The following is a 22,529-nucleotide window of genomic DNA, read 5'->3' as shown; positions in this document are numbered from 1 at the left end:
TGTGGCGCCAAAAGCAAAGCTAGATCCACAGCCAAGGCCAAAGCCAAAGCGCGTGCTGTTCACTTTTGCGAGCTGGGGCGGGCGGGGGTATGCCATTGCGGGACACGCCGTAAACCCATCCATGGGGGCTCGTTCGCGCCATCCATGGCGCTCTACGGTCCCGCAATGGCATACCCCCGCCCGCCCCCTCAGCATTGCGTCGGCGGACAAGGGAGCGGATTTCTGCTCTTGATCTTCATTGGTGGCCGACCAACTGTCGAAGGGGCGGTGTGGGTGGGTTGACGGGACCGTAGAGCGCCATGGATGGCGCGAACGAGCCTACAAGGACGTACTTGCGGCGTGTCCCGGCGACCCACCCACACCGCCCCTAAACAGTAAGCAACCGGCAACCTGCTGTTGCTGTTGCTGTTGCTGTTGCGGTTGCCGTTGCTTCAAAGAATCTGTGCAGTAACCGCAACGAAGTGACAGACACTTCCGCCGATCACGAACAGGTGCCAGATCGCGTGGGAGTAGGGGATGGATTCGCGGTGGTAGAAATAGGTGCCCAGCGTGTAGGACAGGCCACCGGCAAACAGCCAGCCCAGGGTCCAGCCGTCGATGGAGGACCACATCGGCTTGATCGCCACCAGCACCATCCAGCCCATCGCGATGTAGATGATAGTGGAGAGCAGCTTGAAGCGGCCGGTGAAGAACAGCTTGAAGACCACGCCGGCGAGCGCCAGTGCCCAGATGGCCGTGAACATGCCCCAGCCCCAGGGACCGCGAAGGCCGATCAGGGTGAATGGGGTGTAGGTGCCGGCGATCAGCAGGTAGATCGCGCAGTGGTCGAATACTTTCAGTCGGCCCTTGGCGATCGGGTGCTGGATGGCGTGGTAGAGCGTGGAGGCCGTGTAAAGCAGCAGCAGTGCCACGCCGAACACGATGGCGCTGGCCAGCTGCCAGGCGTCGCCGTAGATCGCGGCCAGGGTGATCAATACCGCGCTGCCGGCAAGCGCGGCGACCGCGCCCAGCCCGTGGGTCAGGGCGCTGGCGATTTCTTCACGTACGGAAGCAACAGAGGTCATGGCGATGATCGTCGCGCGGGGAGGGGGAGCCCGCTCCCCCCTATCATCGCCGGTTTCGCCAGGTCAGGCGACCGACATGCTGTGCGTCGCTTCGCGGGTTGCCGCGAAGCGCACGTCCGGCGCGCGTTCCTGCGCCAGCTGCAGGTTGACCCGGGTCGGCGCCAGGTAGACCAGCTGGCCCGCCGCGTCGATGCTGAGGTTGCCCGCATTCTTCTCGCGGAATTCTTCCAGCTTCTTCGCATCGTTGCAGGTCACCCAGCGCGCCGTGGTCACGCTCACCGGCTCGAAGGTCGCTTCCACCCCGTACTCGTCCTTCAGCCGGTAGGCGGCCACGTCGAACTGCAGCACGCCCACCGCGCCCAGGATCAGGTCGTTGCTCATCAGCGGGCGGAAGAACTGGGTGGCGCCTTCTTCGGACAGCTGGGCAAGGCCCTTCTGCAGCTGCTTGAGCTTGAGCGGATCGCGCAGGCGCGCGCGGCGGAACAGTTCCGGCGCGAAGTTCGGGATGCCGGTGAAGCTCACCGCTTCGCCTTCGGTGAACGTGTCGCCGATGGAAATGGTGCCGTGGTTGTGGATGCCGATGACATCGCCCGGCCATGCTTCAGCGGCGATTTCGCGGTCGCTGGCCATGAAGGTCAGCGCGTTGGCCAGCTTCATTTCCTTGCCCGTGCGCACGTGGAAGGTCTTCATGCCCGCTACGAAGCGCCCCGAACAGACCCGCATGAACGCCACGCGGTCACGGTGCTGCGGGTCCATGTTGGCCTGGATCTTGAACACGAAGCCGGTCAGCTTGTTTTCCTGTGGGGCGATCACCCGACCGGTGGTGGCGCGTGCCTGCGGCGACGGCGCGTGCTCGACGAAGAAGTCCAGCAGCGGCTGCACGCCGAAGTTGTTCACGCCCGAACCGAAGAACACCGGCGTCTGCCTGCCGGCCAGGTAGGCGTCAAGATCGAACGCGTGGCTGGCGCCCTGCACCAGTTCCAGCTCGTCGCGCAGCTCGGCCAGCATGCCCGCGCCGATCTTTTCGGCCAGGCCCGGTGAATCGATCGACGGGAAAATGGTCGAATCCTGCCGGGTGAAGTTGCGGCCCTGTTCGTACAGGTGCACTTCGCCGCTGATCAGGTGGACCACGCCCTTCAGGCGCTGGCCCATGCCGATCGGCCAGGTCACCGGCGCGCACTGGATGCCCAGCACGCTTTCCACCTCGTCCAGCAGGTCGATCGGCTCCTTGCCCTCGCGGTCGAGCTTGTTGATGAAGGTCATGATCGGGGTGTCGCGCAGGCGGCACACCTCCATCAGCTTGATCGTGCGCTCTTCCACGCCCTTGGCCACGTCGATCACCATCAGCGCCGAGTCCACCGCGGTAAGCACGCGATAGGTATCCTCGCCGAAGTCGGCGTGGCCGGGGGTGTCGAGCAGGTTGACGATCTTGCCTTCGTACGGGAACTGCATCACCGATGAGGTGACCGAGATGCCGCGCTCCTTTTCCAGCGCCATCCAGTCCGAGGTGGCATGGCGCGCGGCCTTGCGGCCCTTGACCGAGCCGGCCATCTGGATCGCACCGCCGAACAGCAGCAGCTTCTCGGTCAGCGTGGTCTTGCCGGCGTCAGGGTGGGAGATGATGGCGAAGGTGCGGCGGCGCGCAGCTTCGGTAGCGACTTCGGACATGGCGTGACGCGCCCGCCCGGGGCGCTTCTCATGGAGATAAGCCCGCCAGTATACCGGGCCGCCCAGCCCGGCGGGTCAGTGGCTGGCCGCGTCGCCGCCGTCAGCCGCTTCACGCGCGAAGTGCAGCTCGCCCTGGGGGGCCACGATGCGTACCGGAATCGAGCGCAGCTGCATGCCGGCATTGGCCTGGACCACGAAATGCAGGTGTGGGGCGGTGCTGTAGCCGGTGTTGCCGGAAACACCAATGCGCTGGCCGGCCTCGACACGCTGGCCGCTGCGCACCAGTACCCCGTTTTCGCGCAGGTGGGCGTACACGGCCATGCTGCCGTCTTCATGCAGGACCCGGATGAAGTTGGCGCGGTCGCGGTCGCGCGCGGGATCCTGCCCGTTGCCGCTGAAGTTGCCCTGCACCTGCATCACCTTGCCCGCGCGGGCAGCAAGCACCGGGGTGCCTTCGGGCAGCGCGAAGTCCACCGCGTCGCGGTTTTCAGCATCGTTGTGGCTGAAACGCCCCTGCGGCGCCTGGCTGACCTGGAACCGGCGCGCATCGAAGGGCAGCTGGTAGGCCACGTCCTGCGGCCGCGCCGCCGGGTCGCCGGGAACCGCGTCCAGCAGCAGGTTCAGGCGTTCGGTATCCGGTGGCAGCTGCAGCCGCGCTACCACCACGCTCGCCGAGCCGGGCAGCACGGTTTGCAGGGGCAGCCCGGGCAGCAGCGCGGCACCCGCGTCCTGGCGCAGGGCGATCTGCACCGGACCGGTGAGGTGGTTGTCGACCCGCGCCTGCCAGTACGCGGCACCCCCTTCGAGCTTCACCGAGGCCAGCGTGCCGCTCCGCGCCCCCTGCGGCGCCTGGTCGGCCGGGCGCACCAATCCCCAGCCGCCGCGCCAGTCCGCTCCACCGTTGGATTCAGCGGCCGGTGCCATCAATGGGCACGCCAGCAGGGTGAGCAGCAGGATCCGGCGCATCAGCGAGCTTCCAGTAAGGGTGCGCGGACTCTACGCAACCGCGTTCGTTCAGGAAAGAGGGGCGGCTGCTGGCTGATGAGAAAAAACTATATCGCTTCATCCAGATGGAAGGATTGACATGCCCGGAATGTGCTGGCATCGTGGCTCCACCATCGAGACCGGCAGAGGGACAGGCCCTTTGAAGCCGGGGCAGCCCGCAGGCGCGAAAGCGACCTGCGTAGGTGCCAAATCCTGCGGGGACCGTGGTGTCTTCCGAAAGATGGTTCGAACCGTGCACCGTGCGTGCGCTTCGAACGCGAGCTCCGCGAAAGCTCGATGGCCGTTTTCCTCTTCGGGATATCGCCATGAGTTTCGCCACCGCCGCCATTGCTTCGGACTCCTTCGCCCCCTTGAGCGTTCCGGTTGATGCCGGGCGCAGCGCCGTTCGCGGCGAGATCGCCGCGATCCTGTCGATGCGCCACGGGGGGGCACGTCCGGTGCGGCTGCGCTACGAACTGGTGGGCCGTGAACAGGCGCCCGTGGTGGTGCTGGCCGGTGGCATTTCCGCACACCGGCATGTGGCCGCCAACGCCGAGTTCCCCGAGAAGGGCTGGGCAGAGGGCCTGGTAGCACCCGGTCGTGCGCTGGATCCGGCCTCGCGCCGCATCCTGGCCTTCGATTTCATCGGTGCCGACGGCGCACTGGACCTGCCGATCGACACCGCCGACCAGGCCGATGCGCTCGCCCTGCTGCTCGATCACCTCGGCATTACCCAGCTGCAGTGCTTCGTGGGCTACTCCTACGGTGCGCTGGTGGGCCAGCAGTTCGCCGTGCGCCACCCGCAGCGGTTGGCCAAGCTGGTCGCGGTCAGCGGCGCGCATCGCCCGCATCCCTACGCCGCCGCCTGGCGCGCGCTGCAGCGTCGCGCGGTTGCGCTGGGCCAGCTGCAGTGCGGCGAAAGCCACGGCCTGGCGCTGGCCCGGCAGTTCGCCATGCTCAGCTACCGCACCCCGGAAGAATTCGGCGAGCGCTTCGATGCACCGCCGGAAGTGGTCAATGGGCGTGTCCGCGTGGCGGCCGAAGATTACCTGGATGCCGCCGGCGCGCAGTACGTCGCGCGCACCCCGGTGGAGGCCTACCTGCGCCTGTCCGAATCGATCGACCTGCACCGCATCGACCCCGCCGCGATCAGCGTACCCACCGTCGTGGTGGCCGTAGAAGGCGACCGCCTGGTGCCGCTGGCCGACCTGGTCGGCCTGGTTGAAGGGCTGGGCCCGCGCGGCAGCCTGCGCGTGCTGCGCTCGCCCTATGGCCATGACGCCTTCCTCAAAGAAACCGATCGCATCGACGCGATCCTCGCCACCGCATTCCGTACCCCGGGAGAACACGCATGAGCCAGTCCGCCGGTTCCGAGCCGACCTGTAGCCGAGTCACCGCCGCCGTGCGCGCCGGTATCGATCGCGATACCGCGCACGGGGCGGTGACCCCACCGATCGTGCTGTCGTCGAACTTCAGCTTCGATGGCTTCGGCAACAAGCGCCAGTACGACTACACCCGCAGCGGCAACCCCACCCGTGACCTGCTCGGCGAGGCGCTGGCCGAACTCGAAGGCGGTGCTGGCGGGGTGATCACCTCTACCGGCATGGGCGCGATCAACCTCGTGCTCAATGCGCTGCTGGAACCGGGCGATACCCTGGTGGTGCCGCACGACGCCTACGGTGGCAGCTGGCGGCTGTTCAACGCGCTGGCCAAGAAGGGCCACTTCCAGCTGGTCACCGCCGACCTGACCGACCCGCGTTCGCTGGCCGACGCGCTGGCGCAGTCGCCCACGCTGGTGTTGATCGAGACCCCGTCCAACCCGCTGCTGCGCATCACCGACCTGCGCTTCGTCATCGATGCCGCGCACCGCGCCGGTGCGAAGGTGGTGGTCGACAACACCTTCCTGTCGCCGGCGCTGCAGCAGCCGATCGCCTTCGGTGCCGATGTGGTGCTGCATTCGACCACCAAGTACATCAACGGCCACAGCGATGTGGTTGGTGGCGCCGTGGTCGCGCGCGATCCGGCGCTGCACGAACAGCTGGTGTGGTGGGCCAACGCACTCGGCCTGACCGGTTCGCCGTTCGATGCCTTCCTGACCCTGCGCGGCCTGCGGACGCTCGGCGCGCGGCTGCGCGTGCACCAGGAAAACACCGCCGAGATCGTGCAGCTGCTGGCCGCCAGCGACGCGGTGGCCAACGTCTACTACCCCGGCCTGGAATCGCACCCCGGTCACGCGATTGCCGCGCGCCAGCAGAGCGGGTTCGGCGCGATGCTGTCCTTCGAACTGGCCTCGTGCCCGGGCGATGACCCGCACGCGGCGGTGCGTGCGTTCGTGGATGGCCTGCGCTGCTTCACCCTGGCCGAATCGCTGGGCGGGGTGGAAAGCCTGGTCGCGCACCCGGCCACCATGACCCACGCGGCGATGACCGCCGAGGCCCGCGCCCATGCGGGAATCAGTGAGGGCCTGCTGCGCCTGTCGGTGGGTATCGAAGCGGCTGAAGACCTGGTCGCGGACCTGCAGGCCGGCCTGGAGCGGGCCCAGGCGGTGATCGACCGCCAGGCGCAGCTGGCCCGGCGCAGGCTGGTGGACGCATGAGCGCGGTACTGCCTTTCGCGCGGCCGGCGCCACGTCGCTTGGCGTTGCTGGGTACGGGCACCGTTGGAACCGCGTTCGTGCAGCGCTACCAGGCGCTCGAGGCACGAGGCGTCGAGTTGCCGCAGTTCTCGTGGCTGGCCAACTCACGGACGGCACGCGCCTGCGAACAGCAGCCGGCGCAGGCCCTGGAGCGCGCCAACGATGCCGCGCGCACGGCGCCCGCGTTGCAACCCTGGGCCGAAGCCGAAGGTCTGCAACGCGGTGACGTGGTGGTGGACGCCACCGCCAGCGACGATGTGGCCAACTGGCATGAGCAGTGGCTGGCGCGCGGCGTGCACGTGGTAACCGCCAACAAGCTGGGGCAGGGCGCACAGCTGGCGCGTGCACAGGCCATCGCCGGCAGCGGACTGGACGGCGGCGCACGCTACGGCGACAGCGCCACCGTCGGCGCAGGGCTGCCGCTGCTGAGCAGCCTGCGCGGGCTGGTGGCCGGCGGCGACCGCATCCACCGGGTGGAAGGCGTGCTGTCGGGGTCGTTGGCGTGGCTGTTCCATCACTACGACGGTCAGCGCCCCTTCTCGGCGTGGGTGCGCGAGGCGGCGGGCGCCGGGTACACCGAGCCGGACCCGCGCGTGGACCTGTCCGGTGAGGACGTGCGCCGCAAACTCCTGATCCTTGCCCGCGCCAGCGGCATCGCGCTGCGCGCCGAACAGGTGGCCGTGAACTCGCTGGTCCCCGATGCACTGGCGGCGCTGCCGGCCACCGAGGCGATCGAACAGCTGGCCTTGCTGGACGCGCCGCTGCAGCGGCACTGGGAGCAGGCACGCGCGCAGGGCGGCTGCCTGCGCTTCATCGGCGGCTTCGACCACGACGGCGCCACGGTCGGGCTGCGGATCGTGCCGCTGGACCACCCGCTGGCCGGCGGTGCGGAGACCGACAACCGCGTGGCGATCCACAGCGACCGCTACAACGTGCAGCCGTTGTTGATCCAGGGGCCGGGTGCGGGGGCCGGGATCACCGCCGCCGCCTTGTTGGACGACGTGTTGTCGATCACCCGCCCTTCAACGCCTTCAACAACGCCGCGTTGAACCGCGACGGGTCCTGCACCTGCGGCGAATGCCCCAGGTCGTCGAAGCTCACCAGCGTCGCGCCGGGGATCGCGGCGGCGGCAGCCTTGCCCAGGGCAGGGTAGTCGCCCAGCGCAGCTTTCAATGCAGGCGGGGCCAGGTCACGCCCGATGGCGGTGCGGTCCTTCTGGCCGATGAACAGCGTGGTCGGCACGCGGATGTTGGCCAGCTCATGCACGACCGGCTGGTTGAACACCATGTCCGAGGTCAGCGCCTGGCTCCAGGCCACGGCCTGCTTGCCGGGGCCGGCATACATCCCGGCCTGCATGCGTGCCCAGTGCTCGAACTCCGGCGTCCACTGGCCGCTGTAGTAGACGTCAAGCTGGTACTTCTTGATGCTGTCGAAGCTGGTGTTCAGTTCGTTGGCATACCACGCATCCACGCTGCGCCAGGGTACGCCCTTGGCCTTCCAGTCTTCCAGGCCGATCGGATTGACCAGGGCCAGCTGGCGCAGCTGCTGCGGATACATCAGCGCGAACCGCGCGGCCAGCATGCCGCCCATCGAATGGCCGACCAGGTCGACTTTGGTGGAGTCCAGTTTGAGATGCGCCAACAGCGCCTGCGTGTTGGCGGCCAGCTGGCCGAAGGAATACTGGTAGCGCAGTGGCTTGCTCGATTTGCAGAAGCCGATCTGGTCCGGGGCAATCACCCGGTAGCCGGCGCTGCTCAACGCGGTGATGGCATCACGCCAGGTGCCCGCGCAGAAATTCTTGCCGTGCAACAGCACCACCGTGCCGACCTGGCGGCCGGCAGGCGCCACGTCCAGGTAGGCCATTTCCAGCGGCTGGCGCTGCGAATCGAAGCTGAAGGTCTTGACCGGCCAACCGTAGTCGAAGGCCTGCAGGCGCGCGTCGTAGGTGTCGGCGGCGAACGAGGTCAGGGGCAGGCAGGCAAGCAGGGCGGCGGCCAGGATGCGCATGGCGTTCTCCAGTGGGGGAACCCCGAGGATAACCGCCCGCGCGTCTCCGATCAGCACTCGATGACGTTGACCGCGAGCCCGCCGCGGCTGGTTTCCTTGTACTTGTCTTGCATGTCGCGGCCGGTATCGCGCATGGTCTTGATCACCTTGTCCAGCGACACCTTGTGCTTGCCGTCGCCGCGCATGGCCATGCGCGAGGCGTTGATCGCCTTCACCGCGCCCATCGCATTGCGCTCGATGCAGGGAATCTGCACCAGCCCGCCGATCGGGTCGCAGGTCAGGCCCAGGTTGTGTTCCATGCCGATTTCGGCGGCGTTCTCGATCTGGCTGGGATTGCCACCCAGCGCTGCGACCAGGCCGCCGGCGGCCATCGAGCAGGCCACGCCCACTTCGCCCTGGCAGCCGACTTCGGCACCGGAAATCGAGGCGTTTTCCTTGTACAGGATGCCGATCGCGGCCGAGGTGAGCAGGAAATCGAACACGCGCTGTTCGTTGGCGCCGGGGCAGAAGCGGTCGAAGTAATGCAGCACCGCCGGCAACACGCCGGCCGCACCATTGGTCGGCGCGGTGACGACGCGGCCACCGGCCGCGTTCTCTTCGTTGACCGCCAGCGCGTACAGGTTGACCCAGTCCAGCGTGGTGAGCGGGTCGCGCATGGCCGCTTCCGGCTTGGATGAAAGCTCGCGGTACAGCGCCGGGGCGCGACGCGACACATGCAGGCCACCGGGCAGGGTGCCTTCCTGGCGGATGCCCCGGGCGCAGCATTGCTGCATCGCGTCCCAGATCTCGCGCAGCTGGTCGCGGATCTCGTCTTCGCTGCGCCAGCACTTCTCGTTCTCGAACATCAGCTGGGCAATGCTCAGCCCACTACGTGCGGTCTGCGCCAGCAGCTCGTCGCCGCTCTTGAACGGATAGGGCAGCGGGGTTTCATCGGGCACGATGCGGTCATCGGCCGCGTCGTCCTGGTTCACCACGAAGCCACCGCCCACCGAGTAGTAGTCGCGCGTGGCGATCACCTGGTCCTGCGCGTCGTACGCGGTGAAGCGCATGCCATTGGTGTGGTAGGGCAGCTTCTGGCGCTTGTTCAGGCCCAGGTCGCGCTTCTCGTCGAAGGCGATCTCATGGGTGCCCATCAACCGGATGCGCTTGCTGCTGCGGATCCGCTCGAGCGTGCCGGGAATGATGTCCGGATCGATCAGGTTCGGTCGCTGGCCTTCCAGGCCCAGCAGCACGGCCTTGTCAGTGCCATGGCCGCGGCCGGTCAACGCCAGCGAGCCATACACGTCGGCGCGGATGCGCACCACGTCCTGCAGGCAGCCCGGGTCCAGCAGCCAGCGGTGCACGAAGCGTTCGGCGGCCTTCATCGGTCCTACGGTGTGCGAGGAGCTCGGGCCAATGCCGATCTTGAAAACGTCGAACGTGCTGACAGCCATGATTGCCAAACTGCGGGTATCGGATGGAGCACTATTCTATGCTGTCCGGGCCCGCCACCCTGGCTGCAACGCAACATATCGACCTTATGTTCATCCTGTACCAGCGCGACGACTGCCACCTCTGCGACCTGGCCCTCTCGGTCCTGGCCCAGGCCCGGGTCCCCGGGCTGGACAGTGTGTTCATTGATGATGACGCGGCCCTGGAGGCCCGCTATGGCAGCCGGGTGCCGGTGCTGCGGGATGCGCAGGGGCGTGAGCTGGACTGGCCCTTCGATGCGTCCACCCTGTCGGCGTGGATGAGCGGGCACCGGTAGCGCCGGCCGTTGGCCGGCGCCACGGGAGGGGGGTTACTTCGCCTGCAGCTTGACCACGGTGCTGATCGCGGTGTCGTCCGGGATGTTCCTGGTGTCCTTCCAGTCGTCACCGCCGCCCACGCCGAAGTCCAGGCGCTTGACCGTGGCCTTGCCGGTCAGCACCGGGTTGGGACCGGGCTTCCATTCGAAGGTGAAGGTGACCGGCTTGCTCACCCCGCGCAGTTCCAGCGTGCCATTGGCCACGTACTTGTCACCGCTCCTGGTGAAGCCTTTGGCGGTGTATCGGGCGGTGGCGAACTTGGCCACATTGAAGAATTCCGCACCCTGCAGCGTCGAATCGCGGTCGCTGTTGCCCGACGTTGCGCCGGCCAGTGGAATGGTCACGTCCAGCGTGCCGGCGGCGGGGTCGACCGGATCGAAGCTGACCTTGGTTGAGAAGCCGGGGAAGCTTCCCGTGAACACTTCACCGTCATATTTGGTGGCAAAAACCAACGTGGAGCCATTGTTGGCAACCTGCACGTAGTCGGCGGCCAGCACCGGGGCGGTGGCCATCAGGCCGGCCAGCGCGGCAGCCACGGCGGCGGGGGAGGTGAGCTTGATGTTCATCGTCAGTCCTTCTGGGGGGAGGCGAGCCAGCCCTGCGGCAGCATGCGCGCAAGCGTGGCATCGCGTTGGAAAAGGTGGTGGTACAAGGCAGCGCCGGCATGGGCGACCACCACGGCGATCAGCACCCAGAAGCCCCACTCATGGATGGCATGGGAAATGTCGCGCGCGCCCGGGTTGGGCGCGACCAGCTTGGGCACGTCGACCAGCCCGAACCAGCGGAACGGCCGCAGGCCACTGGCCGAATCGTAGACCCAGCCCGACAACGGCAGCGCGAACATCAGCACGTACAGCAACCAGTGGGTGGCCGAGGCGATGCGTTCCTGCCAGGTCGGGGTGCCGGGTACCGGTTCGGGCGCGCCGGCATACAGGCGCCAGCCCAGGCGCAGCGCCACCAGGGCCAGCACGGTGATGCCCAGCGATTTGTGCGCGGTGTAGACCCAGAAATACTTCGGGGTGCGTGGCAGTTCGCCCATGGTCAGGCCGACGATGCCGAGCAGGAGGATGAGCAGGGCGATCAGCCAGTGCAGTCCCTGGCTGACACTGCCCCAGCGGTCACGGGTGTTTCGGGTCGTCATGGCGAGCGCTTCCGGGCTGGCGAAGTAGAGGGAGTGTCGGAGTCGTCGATCGGTTCCGGAGTTCCCGGCGGGTCGACGGACGGTGTGTCCTGCGGATCGGTGGCACTGCGGTCGCGAAGGGCTTCGGCTTCGATGCGCAGCTGGACCTGGTCGCCGATCATCGACGGCCACGCATCCACCCCGAACGCGCTTCGGCTCAGGGTGGCGGTGGCTGAAAACCCGGCAGTACGGCGGAATGGCGGCATCGGGTGGCGCTTGACGGCGTTGAGCGTGACATCAAGCGCGACCTCGTGGCTGACCCCGCGCAGGGTCAGCTCACCGATCACCCGCGCATGGGTGGCATCGACTGGTTCGATGCGGGTGGAAAGGAACCGGGCCTCGGGATGGCGCTCGGCATCGAGCAGGTTGCGCGCCAGCGCGGCCTTGTTCCATTTGTCATCGCCAAGATCCAGGCGTTGCAGCGGCACGCTGACCGTGAGCGTGGCGCTGCTCCAGTCGTCGGGATCGAAGGCAAGCACGCCTTCGCTGCCCGAGACGGTGCCCAGTGCCTGCGAGAAACCGGCGTGCTCCACCGCGAACAGCACCCGTGTATGCACCGGGTCGAGGCGGTAGGTATCGGGCGCGGCGCTCGCCGCCCAGGGGGCGGTACACAACAGCAGGGCAAGGGTCAGGCGCTTGGTCACGGCCGGCTCCGTTCAGGGCTGGGCCGATCATACGCGCTGCTCCGTGATGCCTGGCAGCACCATGGCTGCAACAGATCGTGGTGCGCCCCGCAGCGCGCGACCGGGGCGTTGTGCAGCGCACTGTGTGACAATCCGGGGCAACAGGGAGAACTCGATGGCGTTGAGCGCGCGCGGTTGGCGGGCAGGCATCGTGCTGCTGGCACTGGCGTTGTATGCGGTGCCGTCGGCGTTGTGGGCCGCAGGGACATCGGCAGAGACACCGCGCATGCGCCGCCTCGGTGCCGCCGAAGGCATGCCCTCGCGCATGGTGCTTGCCCTGGCGCAGGACCGGCAGGGCTATATCTGGGCCGCCACCGATGATGGCCTGGCCCGCATCGACGGCGTTGGCCTGCGGGTCTGGCGCAATGAACCCGACGATCCCGGCTCGCTGCCGGGCAACGAGATTGAGACGCTGCTGGTCGACCCGCTGGATCGGGTCTGGGTGGGCAGCAACGGCGTTGGCCTGAGCATGCTCGGGCCTGGCCGCGAACGCTTCGAGCGGTTCCCAGACATCGACCAGCATTGCGAGGGGCAGTTCTGGTCGCTGGCGTATGCGGGCAAGGCCTTGTGGATCGGCACCAACCGCCATGGCATCTGCCGGCGGGAAGAGGACGGGACGCTGGTCCGCTACCAGGCCAACGCGGCCGATCCGGCAGCGCTTCCCGACGACACCATCTACAGCCTGCTGTCCGATCCTGAAGGCCATGTCTGGGTGGGTACCGGCAGCGGCGTGGCGCGCTGGGACGGCCGCGGCTTCACCCGGATCGCCCCGGCGGTGCTGGGCGGCAAAAGCGTGTTCCGGTTGACCCGCGACCCCGATGGCACGGTGTGGGCCGGTACCGAGGGCGGGCTGTTCCGGATCAGTCCGGACGGCGACGCGCGCCCGGCACCGTGGAAGGTGGGCGCCGATGTGCGTGCCGCCTCGGTGCTGCATGATCGCAATGGCGGCTACTGGCTGGGCACGGCCGACGGCCTGTATCGCGGCGATGATGCCCAGCTGCGCCTGCTGGCCGGCGATGGCGGCAGCGGATTCCTGACCGAACGCAGCGGCGTGCTGGACATGCTGCAGGACCACGAGGGGGGACTGTGGGTGGCCATGCTGACCCAGGGTCTGGCCTACCTCCCTCCGGACTGGAAGCGTTTCTCCACCTGGTACCAGCTCGATGGAAAACCCCTGGACAGTGCGTACCTGCTCGGGGCCGCTGCGGCAGGCAACGACTATTACGTCGCCGGGGCGCATGGGGTGTACCGGTTGGATGCGGGCGGAAGCCTGCACCAGATAGCCACTGAGAAGCAGATCGGCGTGGGAGCGGTCAGGTCGGTGTTGCCGCGCGCCGATGGTGCGCTCTGGCTCGGTCGGGCCGGAAGGCTGGGGCTGTTCCAGCCAAAGACCGGACAGCTGCGGGAGTGGAAGATCGGAGGCGGCGCTGATGTGCGCCAACGCATCGAGCTGATCCGCGAAGCGCCCAACGGTGATCTGTGGATGTCGATCACCAACTACGGCGTGCAGCGCCGCGACGCGCAGGGCAAGCTGCTCGACGACATCCGCATCGGTGACGGCCGCGGCCTGGTCGATGTGCCGGTGGAGCAGATGCTGTTCGATCCGCGCGGCGGGCTGTGGATCATGGGCGACATGGGCGAAACGGGCGAGATGGGGCTGCTGCGGTGGCAGAAGGACCGCTTTGAACGCGTGCCCGGCATTGCGGCCGGCAACCTCTTCGACATGGCCTGGGTCAGTGCCGATGAGGTCTGGATGGCGCGCAGTGGCGCACTGGAGCGCTACCGGTGGGACGGGCTCAGCATGACGCTGCGGGAACGGGTCGGTGCCGCGCAGGGAATGCCGCCGGTGTCGATGGGGGGTATCGCGCTTGGCCGTAACGGCCAGGTGTGGGCCACCACCACGCGTGGCCTGGTGTGCTGGCATTCCCGCGAACGTCGGCTGCGGCTGTACGGCGAGAAGGACGGGCTGCCCGATCGGGAATTCAGCGGACGCCCACCCGTGGTCGGTGCCGACGGCCGGGTGCTGGCCGTCACCGCGACCGGGTTGGTGGGTTTCGACCCGGATGCAGCAGACACGCCGCTGCCGCCTTCGCAACTGGTCATCGACAACATCCAGGTACGCCGCGACGATGCCGAAGGCCAGCAGTCGCTGCCGGTCAACGCGCCGCTGCTGCTGGGCCCGGGCGATCGCGATCTGATCATCTCGGCGCGCCTGCTGTCCTATGCCAGCCCGATGGGCAACCGCTACCGCTACCGCGTGTCCGGCTATGACCAGAACTGGGTGATGCAGAACGCCGATGGCGAACGCCTGCTGTCGCGGTTGCCGCCAGGCCAGTACGCCATCGACGTGCAGGCCGCTCCGCCGCATGGGGAATGGACACCCTCACGCACGATCACCGTGCAGGTACAGCCACCGTGGTGGCGCAGCAGCTGGGCCGTGCTGGGCTACGTGGTGCTGTGGCTGCTGCTGGTGGCCGCCGTGGCGGCGTTTGCCCGCGCCCGTCTGCGCCGCCGCCAGCAATGGCATCTGACCGTGCACAAGCAGCAGATCGCCGAACAGGCGTCGCAGGCCAAGAGCCGGTTCCTTGCCACGCTCGGCCATGAGGTGCGTACCCCCATGACCGGCGTGCTGGGCATGAGCGAACTGCTGCTGGCCACGCCACTGGACGAGCTGCAGCGCGGCTACGCCGCGTCCATCCAGCACGCCGGTACCCATCTGCTGCGGCTGGTCAATGACGCGTTGGACCTGGCCCGGATCGAAGCGGGGCGGCTGGAACTGGACATCCGGCCGTTTGACCTGATGTCGATGCTGGCCCAGGTCGAAACGCTCATGGAACCGATGGCGCATCACCGCGGGCTGGCCTTCGAGCGCAGCTTCAACCTGCCCGGCCCGGTGCAGGTCAGTGGCGACGAGATGCGCGTGCGCCAGATCCTGATGAACCTGCTGGGCAATGCGATCAAGTTCACCGAACACGGCCATGTCGGTCTGGGCATCGAGCTGGTGCCGGGCGGGAGCGGTATCGAGCTGGAGGTCACCGATACCGGGCCAGGCATCAACCAGGACCAGCAGCAGCGCCTGTTCCACCGTTTCGAACAGGCGGACGGCCCGCGGACGGCGTCCCGCTATGGCGGCAGTGGCCTGGGCCTGGCGATCTGCCAGGAACTGGCCGTGGCGATGGGCGGACGCATCGCCATCGACTCCGCGCCTGGACAGGGTGCCCGCTTCACCGTGCACCTGCCGTTGCCGTGGACCGTGCGCCAGCGGCCCGCTGCGGATGCGCCGCTGCATGGCGCGCCGATTGCCCTGCCACCGTTGCGGATCCTGCTGGTGGAAGACGATGCCACCGTAGCTGACGTCATTGCCGGCCTGCTGCAGGCCCGCGGACACACGGTGGTGCATGCCCTGCACGGGTTGGCGGCGTTGTCGGAAGTGGCTGCCGGACGTTTCGACATCGGCCTGCTTGACCTGGACCTGCCCGCGCTGGATGGCATCGCCATCGCCGGGCAGCTGCGCGCCATGGGCTACGCGCTGCCGCTGATCGCGGTGACGGCGCGCTCGGATGCCTATGCCGAACAGCAGGTGCTGGCGGCCGGGTTCGATGGCTTCCTGCGCAAGCCGGTGACCGGCGACCTGCTGGTGGCCGCGATCGCGCAGGCGTGTGCCACCCGCCGCAGCCCGCCCGGGATGGTGACCTCTCCATAGGCTGCGTATCAGAAATCGGCAAAATCAATTCAAAAATTGATTCACTGCTTTGTGACGTCGTTACGGGAACGCGGATGCGCGCTGGCCGCGATGGCCCTACCGTGGCCGCAATGAGAACGATGATGGTGCGGTAGACGGTGACGCCTCCGCGAGAGGCCCTGCGCGGGCAGCCCGTAGCCTTGCTCCTGGCCCTGCTGCTGATGTGGCCGGCAGCAGGCCACGCGGGTGTCGTACATGTGCCATCGCCGCGCCTGCTCGGCATGGCCGACGGCCTGCACGACCCCAACGTTCGCGAAATCGCTGAAGACGCTTCCGGCTACCTGTGGCTGGCGGGCAGCGACGGCCTGATGCGTTTCGACGGTCAGCGGTACCGGCTGTGGCGCCTCGAGGATGGCGTGCCGGATGTCGACCTGCGCACGTTGCACGTGGATGCCCTCGACCGGCTCTGGGTGGGAACGGCCAGTGCGGGGCTGGTCATGATGGGCGCTGATCGTGGTGGGTTCCAGCGGCTGCCCGCATCGGCCCCGTCAGCGCTGCGCCAGGGGCTGCTGCGCCAGGTGCACAGCAGCGGCGACGGACGGATCTGGGCCATTGGAAGCGACCATCGGCTCTATCGGCGGGCACCACGCGACCCGCAGTGGGCGTTGCAGCCACTGCCGCAGGAGGGTGGCCCGGTCATGGCACTCGCGCGCGACAGCGCAGGTGCGTTGTGGGTGGCCCAGGCCGCATCGCTTTGGCGATGGGATGGCACACGGCTGGCCCGGATGGCGTTGCCGGCCGGATCCGCAGCGCCGATCCGTTCGCTCTGGGCCGATCCACGCGGGGGAATTGAAGTCACCTCGGCGCATGGCACCTGGGCAACGGGTAGCGCAGCAGGTGCCTACATTCGGCCGCTCCGGGCACGCAGCGTGCTGCGCACTACGGACGGCGTGCTCTGGCAGCAACAGGGCGCGGCGCTGCTGCGGCAGGAAGCCGGCGCCGCGCTGCCGTGGACGCTGCAACCCGCGCCGGGCACCGCGCCGGGGCCGGTGGTGATCCGCCAGGCGCTGGAAGACCGCAACGGTGACCTGTGGTGGGTGAGTGAGCAGCACGGCGTATGGTGGTTGTCGGCCCGCTGGCGGCAGTTCACGGCCTTGCCGGCCACCGCCGACAGTGGGTCGGGAACCGGCAGTCACTACGTACTGGGCCTGGCCGCATCGGGAATGCACCATGCGTGGGTTGCGGGCAGTCGAGGGGACCTGCAGCGCCTTGACCTGCGTACCGGACGCGGCCGTGACGTGCTCCGGTTTCCACACGCCGGCGTCAGCGCGCTCCCGGTGGGCGTGGCCGAAGATGCCCAGGGACGGGTCTGGGTCGCCAGTGCCGACCGGCTGCTGCGCCATGACCCGCAGCGGCGCAGCCGGCGCGATTGGGGGCTGGGATTGGGCACGGACCAAGGGCCCATCCACCTGCAGATATGCGCGAACGGCGATGTCTGGCTCGCGCACCCCGGGGCGATCCAACGGTGGTCGACAGACGGCAAGCGGCTGCACAGTGCGGCACCGCAGCAGGTGGGGCTGAGGCAGGACGTCCTGCTACGGCAGCTGTTGTGCACCCGGGATGGCGAGGTATGGGCCACCGATCCCCAAGGCGTGATGCGCTGGTCTGTTGCACGCGAGCGCTTCGAGCCGGTCCCGGGCGATGGCGACGGGCCCGTGTCGGCCATCGCCGAAGCCGACGATGGCACGCTGTGGGTCAGCCGCCTGGGCTCCCTGGAGCAGTACCGTCTGGCGCAGGGACGGTTGCATCGAGAACGTCGCGTTGGCGCCGCCGAGGGCTACCCGCAACTGCGTGCCAACGCGCTGGTGGTGGGCGCCGATGGCGTGGCGTGGGCCGGGGCCGCGCGCGGCGTGCTGCGGGTGGATCCGCACGCGGGTGAGGTGGGGGTGCTGGACACCGCACAGGGCCTTCCCGTGCAGGAGGTGCTTCCGCAGCGGCTGCTTCGGTTGGGCTCGGGCGCGTTGGTGGCAGGCGTGCGCGAAGGCGGACTGCTGGCGTTCGACCCGCGCGCGCTTCGCGCCCCGGCGACGGTGCCGGTCCTGGTGCTCGATGCAATGAGCCGTCGTCGGCATGGACGGGTGATCCAGGTGCCGATCGCCGCACCGCCGGTGATCCTGGGCACCGGGGACCGCCATGTGCGGGTCGCGGTGAACCTGCTCGGTCGTGGCGATCCTGATCGCATCCAGTACCACTTCCGCCTGCTGGGACACGACCCGGGATGGGTCGACACCGGCCCCGTGGCGCAGCGCCTTTTCACCCGCCTGCCGGCCGGTGAGCACTCCCTGCTGGTGAAGGCGCGGCACGCCGGGGGGCCGTGGTCGGCGGTGCGTCAGCTGCCGTTGCGCGTGGTGCCCCGGTGGTGGGAAACAACAACCGGTCGTATCGCCCTGGCTGCCGCGATCTGCGCAGCGCTGATGGGGGGAGCGCGGCTGCACTACCGCCGGCAGCGGCGACGCGCGCAGCGGCGCCAAGCGCGTGCGCGCCGCCTGCGGGCGGAGCAGGATTCGATGCAGCGCACCCGCTTCCTGGCCGAACTGGGCCGCCAGGTGCGTGCGCCGTTGACGCCGGTACTCGGCTGGAGCGAGCTGCTGCTGCAGTCGCCGTTGTCGCGCGTGCAGCGCGAGCAGGTCGGCAGCCTGCAGCAGGCGGGGCACCACCTCCTGCAGTTGATGGACGATGCGCTGGACCTGGCCGGTATCGAATCAGGCCGCCTGCGGCTGCACCCAGCGCCCTTCGTGCTGGTGGAGGTCATGCGTGAGCTGCATGCGCTGCTGCTGCCGGTGGCGCGGCGCAAGGCATTGCTGCTGCATTGGACCAGCACGTTGCCGGCGGGCGCCTGCTTCCACGGCGACGTGCAGCGCCTGCGCCAGATTCTGCTGAACCTGCTGGGCAACGCCCTCAAGTTCACCGCGCATGGGCAGGTCAGCCTGAGCGCACGCACCGGGCCGGAGGATCGCGGGCTGGTGCTGTGTGTGTCCGACACCGGTCCGGGGATGAGCCCGGCGCAGGTGCGGGGGCTGTTCCAGCGCTTCAGCCAGGTCGAAACGGCAGACACCGCCGCCCACCCTGGCGGCAGCGGGCTGGGACTGGCCATCAGCCGGGACCTGGCACATGCCATGGGCGGGCGCCTGGACGTCGACAGCCAGCGCGGGCGTGGCACCCAGTTCGAGTTGACACTGCCGTGGCCGGCGCTTGCACCCGCCGCGGCGCCCGCCGCGCCGCGCCGCGCCGCATCCGCTTCCGTGCCATCGCGCCCCTTGCGTGTGATGGTGCTGCTGCCGGCGACCGAACCGGACGCTGTCGAGGTGGTGTGTGCGCTGCTGCGTTCCCAGGGCCACCGGGTGGTGGCGGTCGAGAATGCAGACGCGTGGGTACGCGACGTCGATCCCGGGCCCTGGGATCTCATCGCGGCTGATCCGGACATGCTGGTGGCGGGCGGGCGGCTGAGTGCACGCCTGCCCTGGTTGTGGCCGGGGGTGCGGCGCGTGGCGCTCACGCCACGCGCCGATGCCTGCGCCGAGCGCGATGCACGCGCGGGCGGGTTCGATGGTTTCCTGCGCCTGCCGGTGACCGGGGCGCGGTTGGCTGCCGCCGTGGCGGGCGCATGATCGGCCCCTTGCAGGGCCTGCTGCTGGCGCTGCTGCTGCTTGCGTCATCGGTACGCGCGGCGCCCCCCATGGCGCTGCGCTTCACCACCGCCGACGGGTTGCCGTCCAACGCGGTGCACCAGGTGGTGGAAGACCGCGACGGCTACCTGTGGTTCGCCACCGATGATGGCCTGGCCCGCTTCGATGGCCAGCGCTTCCGGATCTGGCGGATGGAGCAGGGGCTGGCCGACAACCAGTTGCTGTCGATGGCGGCGGATGCGCAGGACCGGTTGTGGATCGGGACGGGGCAGGGCCACCTCATGCGCCTGTCGGCCGACCGCAGCCACATCGAGCGCTTCGACAGCGCGCGTTTTCCGGCCCTGGCGGGCGTGGCAATCGGTGTCGTGCTGCCAACGCCGGAGGGCGTGGTGTGGTTCGGTACGCGCGACGCGGGTCTATTCCGGCTGGACACGGGCCACCGGCTGCGTCAATTCCTGCCCACCCTGAACGCGGACGGCCTGCCGGACCGTCGCGTCGACCACCTGGCGTTGGCGGCGGACGGCACGCTCTGGGTGGGAACACCGCGCGGCCTGGCCCGCTGGAGGAACGGTCGCTTCCTGCCGCCGCCCACGATGCTGGCCACTGCGCCGGTCAGCGCGCTGCTGGTGGATGCCGGGCAGCGGCTGTGGGTAGCCGGCGCGGCAGGCCCGTGGCGGGCCTCGGACGAGGGTCGGCTGGAACCGGTGGATGCACCGGCGGGAACGCGCGCGCTGGGCGCGTCGCGCAGCGGCGGACCGTGGCTGGGCGAGGACGCCCGGGTGTGGAAGAGCGGAGGCACTCAGCGGCCCGGGGTGGGCATCGCACCGTTGGGCAGCGCCGATGTGCCCCGGTTCCGCACGGCCCTGGAAGATCGACACGGCAGCCTCTGGTTGCTGGGGCGGCATATGGGGGTGTGGCGGCTGCCCCCGCACTGGCAGCATTTCATGTCGCTCGATGCGGCGCCGCAGGAAATGCCGGCGATCAGCGGGGTGCGCCTCGATCCTGACGCGCCGCCGCTGGCGCTGGCCTGCGCAGATGGCAGCCGCTGGCGTCTGGACGGCAAGGGGATCCAACTGCAGCCGCCTGGCGGCACCGAAACCCGGCAGTGGCGCTGGGGTGCGACCGACCAGGCGCCTCCGCCCGGTCCGCTGGCCCTGCATTGCGATACAGGCAACGGCATCTGGTGGGGAGGCCGGCATGGCCTGACGCGGTGGGCGGACGGCCGCTTCCATCCCGTTGCCGGTGTCGAGGGCGAGGTCAGCGCGCTGCACCTGGCCGAGGACGGCGCATTGTGGGTGGCCAGTGCGGGTACGGTGCGGCGCTATCTCATCCAGGACGGCGTGGCCCGGCCCGGCGTGCAGATCGATGCACGCCAGGGACTGCCGTCGCTGCGGTTGGCGTCGCTGGCCAGCGACGCACAGGGCGCGTTGTGGGCCAGCAGCGCGCGTGGCCTGCTGCGTCTTCGCCCCCGCGAGGGCCAGGTGCGGCTGTACACGCGAAGCGAAGGGGTACCCGATGCCGCGTTCAATGCACAGCTGCAGGCCGATGGATCGACCATGCTGGCCGTGGATGCACACGGCCGCCGGGTGCGGTTCGATCCGGTGGGCCTGGCCGCGTGCAGGGGGGAGCCGGCGCTGGTGGTGGAGCGTGTGCAATTGCATCGCGGTGGCCTGCTGCAGGTGCTGCCTTCCAAGGCGATGCTCCACCTGCAGCCGGACGATCGGGATATCCAGGTCAGCGTCCGCTTGCTCGGCGCTGGGATGCACGCGCGCCAGCAGTACCGGTTCCGGCTGTGCGGCCTGGACCGGGAATGGATCCGGGTGGGCCGCAGCGGGACCCGCGGCTTCCCGCGACTGCCACCCGGCGAGCACCGCCTGGAGTTCCAGGCACGATTGCCCGACGGCAGCTGGTCATCAACCCGCTCATTGCTGCTGCAGGTGGAGCGCAGCGGCTGGCACCACCCGGCGCTGGTGGGCGCCCGGATATCGGCGGGCGCGCTGCTGCTGGGCGGCGGGGCATGGGCGGCGGTACGCCGTGTCGCGCGCGGGCGGCGGGCGCAGGTCTCCGCACAGGGCCTGTCGCTGGCGCTGCGCTCGGCGCAGGCCAAATCGCACTACCTGGCCAACCTCGGCCATGAGGTGCGCACACCGCTCACGGGGATCCTGGGCATGGCCGAACTGCTGCTGTCATCGCCCCTGCATGCGGCCCAGCGGCAGCCGTTGGAACGGATCCTGCGGAGCGGACACGCGCTGCTGGCGCGGGTCAACCACGCATTGGACGAGGCTCGCCTGGAGGCCGGAAGTACCCCCCTGCAGGCGGCCGACTTCGAGGTGGGCGCCGTCCACCGGCAGTGGTTGGCGCGCCAGCTGCTGCCATCCTGCCGGCGTGGCACCGCGCTGGCCTTGTGCCCGCAGGTGGCGGGCGACGCACGCGCGCACGGCGATGCGCTGCGACTGGGGCAACTGCTCGATGCGGTCACGCGCGTGCTGGGCCGGCACACCGGCGCGGGGCACGTGGTGCTGGAGGTCGCCTGGCGACCCGGGCGCGAGGGGCTGCTGTGGCGGTTCACCGCCGGCGGGCGCGCTGCGTACCCGCCGGGCCGCGGCGCCGGGAGCGCCGCGCCGACGCCGTCCGTCGCGTCCCTGCGCCTGGCGTTGGCCACTGCCGAACGCCTGGCCGGCGCTCTCGGCGGCACCCTGCGCGTGCATGCGACGGCCGGCAGGCAATGGCACGTGCAGGTGGGGATACCCATGCCGGCGGTGGCGCCGCTGCACCGTGGCCGGGTGCTGCTGGTGGACGAGGACGCCGCCGCTGCCCTTGCAGGCAGTGCACTGCTGACCGCGCAGGGCTGGGAGCCGGTGCATGCGGCGCACGCGCTGGCAGGGTTGACCGAACTGGCGGCGGGCCGGTTCGACCTGGTGCTGGTGGACCTGGACCTGTCCGGCATCGATGGGTTGACCCTGATCGGCCTGCTGCCCGGGCGGAACGTCTCCGCTCCGGTGCTGGCGATGAGCCGGCAACCCTCCGCCGGCTTGGCCGGGCGGGTGCGGGCTGCCGGGGGCGCGGGGCTCCTGCCCAAGCCGGTCACGGCCGCGTCGCTGCGCCGCGCACTGCAGCAGGCGGGCGTGCCCTGATGGTTCGTTCCCATCCGGC

General features: G+C 69.2%; 15 protein-coding genes and 1 riboswitch. Of the genes, 7 read left to right on the top strand and 8 right to left on the bottom strand.

Annotated elements, in window-relative coordinates; translation table 11 throughout:
• Positions 1-431 precede the first annotated feature (431 nt).
• From trhA to BAY15_RS14335, 3 genes are all read right to left on the bottom strand, one after another.
• Positions 432-1,064, bottom strand: coding sequence for a PAQR family membrane homeostasis protein TrhA (gene trhA / locus BAY15_RS14345; protein WP_068853692.1), 633 nt, complete (start codon positions 1,062-1,064; stop codon positions 432-434).
• Positions 1,065-1,127: 63 nt separating this feature from the next.
• On the bottom strand, positions 1,128-2,732 hold the full coding sequence (locus tag BAY15_RS14340; protein ID WP_068853691.1) for a peptide chain release factor 3: 1,605 nt from the start codon (positions 2,730-2,732) through the stop codon (positions 1,128-1,130).
• Between the two features lie 75 nt (positions 2,733-2,807).
• Positions 2,808-3,698: a M23 family metallopeptidase gene (locus BAY15_RS14335; protein ID WP_068853690.1), complete on the bottom strand. Its 891-nt coding sequence runs from the start codon at positions 3,696-3,698 to the stop codon at positions 2,808-2,810.
• Between the two features lie 146 nt (positions 3,699-3,844).
• A riboswitch (SAM riboswitch) is annotated at positions 3,845-3,964 on the top strand.
• Positions 3,965-4,042: 78 nt separating this feature from the next.
• On the opposite strand from BAY15_RS14335, the gene metX reads away from it, so the two are divergent.
• From metX to BAY15_RS14320, 3 genes are read left to right on the top strand one after another with little or no spacing between them, the layout of a single operon-like run.
• Positions 4,043-5,071 (top strand): homoserine O-succinyltransferase MetX, encoded by a 1,029-nt coding sequence (gene metX / locus BAY15_RS14330; protein ID WP_068853689.1) that lies wholly within the window; start codon positions 4,043-4,045, stop codon positions 5,069-5,071.
• Positions 5,068-6,312, top strand: coding sequence for an O-succinylhomoserine (thiol)-lyase (locus BAY15_RS14325; RefSeq protein WP_068853688.1), 1,245 nt, complete (start codon positions 5,068-5,070; stop codon positions 6,310-6,312). The genes metX and BAY15_RS14325 overlap by 4 nt, the downstream gene beginning before the upstream one ends.
• A complete protein-coding gene (locus BAY15_RS14320; protein WP_068853687.1) occupies positions 6,309-7,400 on the top strand; it encodes a homoserine dehydrogenase in 1,092 nt (363 codons plus the stop codon). The genes BAY15_RS14325 and BAY15_RS14320 overlap by 4 nt, the downstream gene beginning before the upstream one ends.
• On the opposite strand, the gene BAY15_RS14315 is transcribed toward BAY15_RS14320, so the two are convergent.
• Both BAY15_RS14315 and BAY15_RS14310 read right to left on the bottom strand, forming a co-directional pair.
• The gene (locus tag BAY15_RS14315) at positions 7,363-8,358 is read right to left on the bottom strand and encodes an alpha/beta fold hydrolase (RefSeq protein ID WP_068853686.1); all 996 of its coding nucleotides are present in this window, start codon (positions 8,356-8,358) and stop codon (positions 7,363-7,365) included. The genes BAY15_RS14320 and BAY15_RS14315 overlap by 38 nt on opposite strands.
• Before the next feature lie 50 nt (positions 8,359-8,408).
• On the bottom strand, positions 8,409-9,791 hold the full coding sequence (locus BAY15_RS14310; RefSeq protein ID WP_068853685.1) for an L-serine ammonia-lyase: 1,383 nt from the start codon (positions 9,789-9,791) through the stop codon (positions 8,409-8,411).
• An 86-nt stretch (positions 9,792-9,877) separates the two neighbouring features.
• Between BAY15_RS14310 and BAY15_RS14305 the strand changes: the two genes are divergently transcribed.
• Positions 9,878-10,105 carry a glutaredoxin family protein gene (locus BAY15_RS14305; protein WP_068854739.1) on the top strand — a complete coding sequence of 76 codons (228 nt, stop codon included), beginning with the start codon at positions 9,878-9,880 and terminating at the stop codon, positions 10,103-10,105.
• A gap of 33 nt (positions 10,106-10,138) precedes the next feature.
• Here BAY15_RS14305 and BAY15_RS14300 read toward each other — a convergent pair whose 3' ends face one another.
• From BAY15_RS14300 to BAY15_RS14290, 3 genes are read right to left on the bottom strand one after another with little or no spacing between them, the layout of a single operon-like run.
• On the bottom strand, positions 10,139-10,711 hold the full coding sequence (locus tag BAY15_RS14300) for a YceI family protein (protein WP_068853684.1): 573 nt from the start codon (positions 10,709-10,711) through the stop codon (positions 10,139-10,141).
• Positions 10,712-10,713: 2 nt separating this feature from the next.
• Entirely contained in the window at positions 10,714-11,286 is a 573-nt protein-coding gene (locus BAY15_RS14295) for a cytochrome b (RefSeq protein ID WP_068853683.1), read from the bottom strand.
• A complete protein-coding gene (locus tag BAY15_RS14290) occupies positions 11,283-11,969 on the bottom strand; it encodes a YceI family protein (RefSeq protein ID WP_068853682.1) in 687 nt (228 codons plus the stop codon). Before BAY15_RS14290 ends, BAY15_RS14295 begins: the two co-directional genes overlap by 4 nt.
• A gap of 154 nt (positions 11,970-12,123) precedes the next feature.
• Here BAY15_RS14290 and BAY15_RS14285 point away from each other — a divergent pair, with 154 nt between their 5' ends.
• The 3 genes from BAY15_RS14285 to BAY15_RS14275 all read left to right on the top strand — a co-directional run bounded on the left by BAY15_RS14285 (position 12,124) and on the right by BAY15_RS14275 (position 22,510).
• Positions 12,124-15,711, top strand: coding sequence for a hybrid sensor histidine kinase/response regulator (locus tag BAY15_RS14285; protein ID WP_068853681.1), 3,588 nt, complete (start codon positions 12,124-12,126; stop codon positions 15,709-15,711).
• A gap of 179 nt (positions 15,712-15,890) precedes the next feature.
• Positions 15,891-19,358, top strand: coding sequence for a hybrid sensor histidine kinase/response regulator (locus BAY15_RS14280; protein WP_068853680.1), 3,468 nt, complete (start codon positions 15,891-15,893; stop codon positions 19,356-19,358).
• Complete coding sequence (locus BAY15_RS14275) at positions 19,355-22,510, top strand: two-component regulator propeller domain-containing protein (protein ID WP_068853679.1); 3,156 nt, start codon at positions 19,355-19,357, stop codon at positions 22,508-22,510. Before BAY15_RS14280 ends, BAY15_RS14275 begins: the two co-directional genes overlap by 4 nt.
• Positions 22,511-22,529 lie beyond the last annotated feature (19 nt).

The organism is Stenotrophomonas rhizophila (assembly GCF_001704155.1).
Taxonomy (GTDB): domain Bacteria; phylum Pseudomonadota; class Gammaproteobacteria; order Xanthomonadales; family Xanthomonadaceae; genus Stenotrophomonas; species Stenotrophomonas rhizophila_A.
The sequence above is the reverse complement of the archived record's forward strand: the minus strand, read 5'-3'. Positions and strand labels throughout refer to the sequence as shown.

Coding starts and splice junctions, on each gene's coding strand:
- BAY15_RS14275 (WP_068853679.1), top strand. CDS start 19,355: ATGATCGGCCCCTTGCAGGGCCTGCTGCTGGCGCTGCTGCTGCTTGCG.
- trhA (WP_068853692.1), bottom strand. CDS start 1,064: ATGACCTCTGTTGCTTCCGTACGTGAAGAAATCGCCAGCGCCCTGACC.
- BAY15_RS14320 (WP_068853687.1), top strand. CDS start 6,309: ATGAGCGCGGTACTGCCTTTCGCGCGGCCGGCGCCACGTCGCTTGGCG.
- BAY15_RS14295 (WP_068853683.1), bottom strand. CDS start 11,286: ATGACGACCCGAAACACCCGTGACCGCTGGGGCAGTGTCAGCCAGGGA.
- BAY15_RS14335 (WP_068853690.1), bottom strand. CDS start 3,698: ATGCGCCGGATCCTGCTGCTCACCCTGCTGGCGTGCCCATTGATGGCA.
- BAY15_RS14325 (WP_068853688.1), top strand. CDS start 5,068: ATGAGCCAGTCCGCCGGTTCCGAGCCGACCTGTAGCCGAGTCACCGCC.
- BAY15_RS14300 (WP_068853684.1), bottom strand. CDS start 10,711: ATGAACATCAAGCTCACCTCCCCCGCCGCCGTGGCTGCCGCGCTGGCC.
- metX (WP_068853689.1), top strand. CDS start 4,043: ATGAGTTTCGCCACCGCCGCCATTGCTTCGGACTCCTTCGCCCCCTTG.
- BAY15_RS14310 (WP_068853685.1), bottom strand. CDS start 9,791: ATGGCTGTCAGCACGTTCGACGTTTTCAAGATCGGCATTGGCCCGAGC.
- BAY15_RS14340 (WP_068853691.1), bottom strand. CDS start 2,732: ATGTCCGAAGTCGCTACCGAAGCTGCGCGCCGCCGCACCTTCGCCATC.
- BAY15_RS14305 (WP_068854739.1), top strand. CDS start 9,878: ATGTTCATCCTGTACCAGCGCGACGACTGCCACCTCTGCGACCTGGCC.
- BAY15_RS14285 (WP_068853681.1), top strand. CDS start 12,124: ATGGCGTTGAGCGCGCGCGGTTGGCGGGCAGGCATCGTGCTGCTGGCA.
- BAY15_RS14315 (WP_068853686.1), bottom strand. CDS start 8,358: ATGCGCATCCTGGCCGCCGCCCTGCTTGCCTGCCTGCCCCTGACCTCG.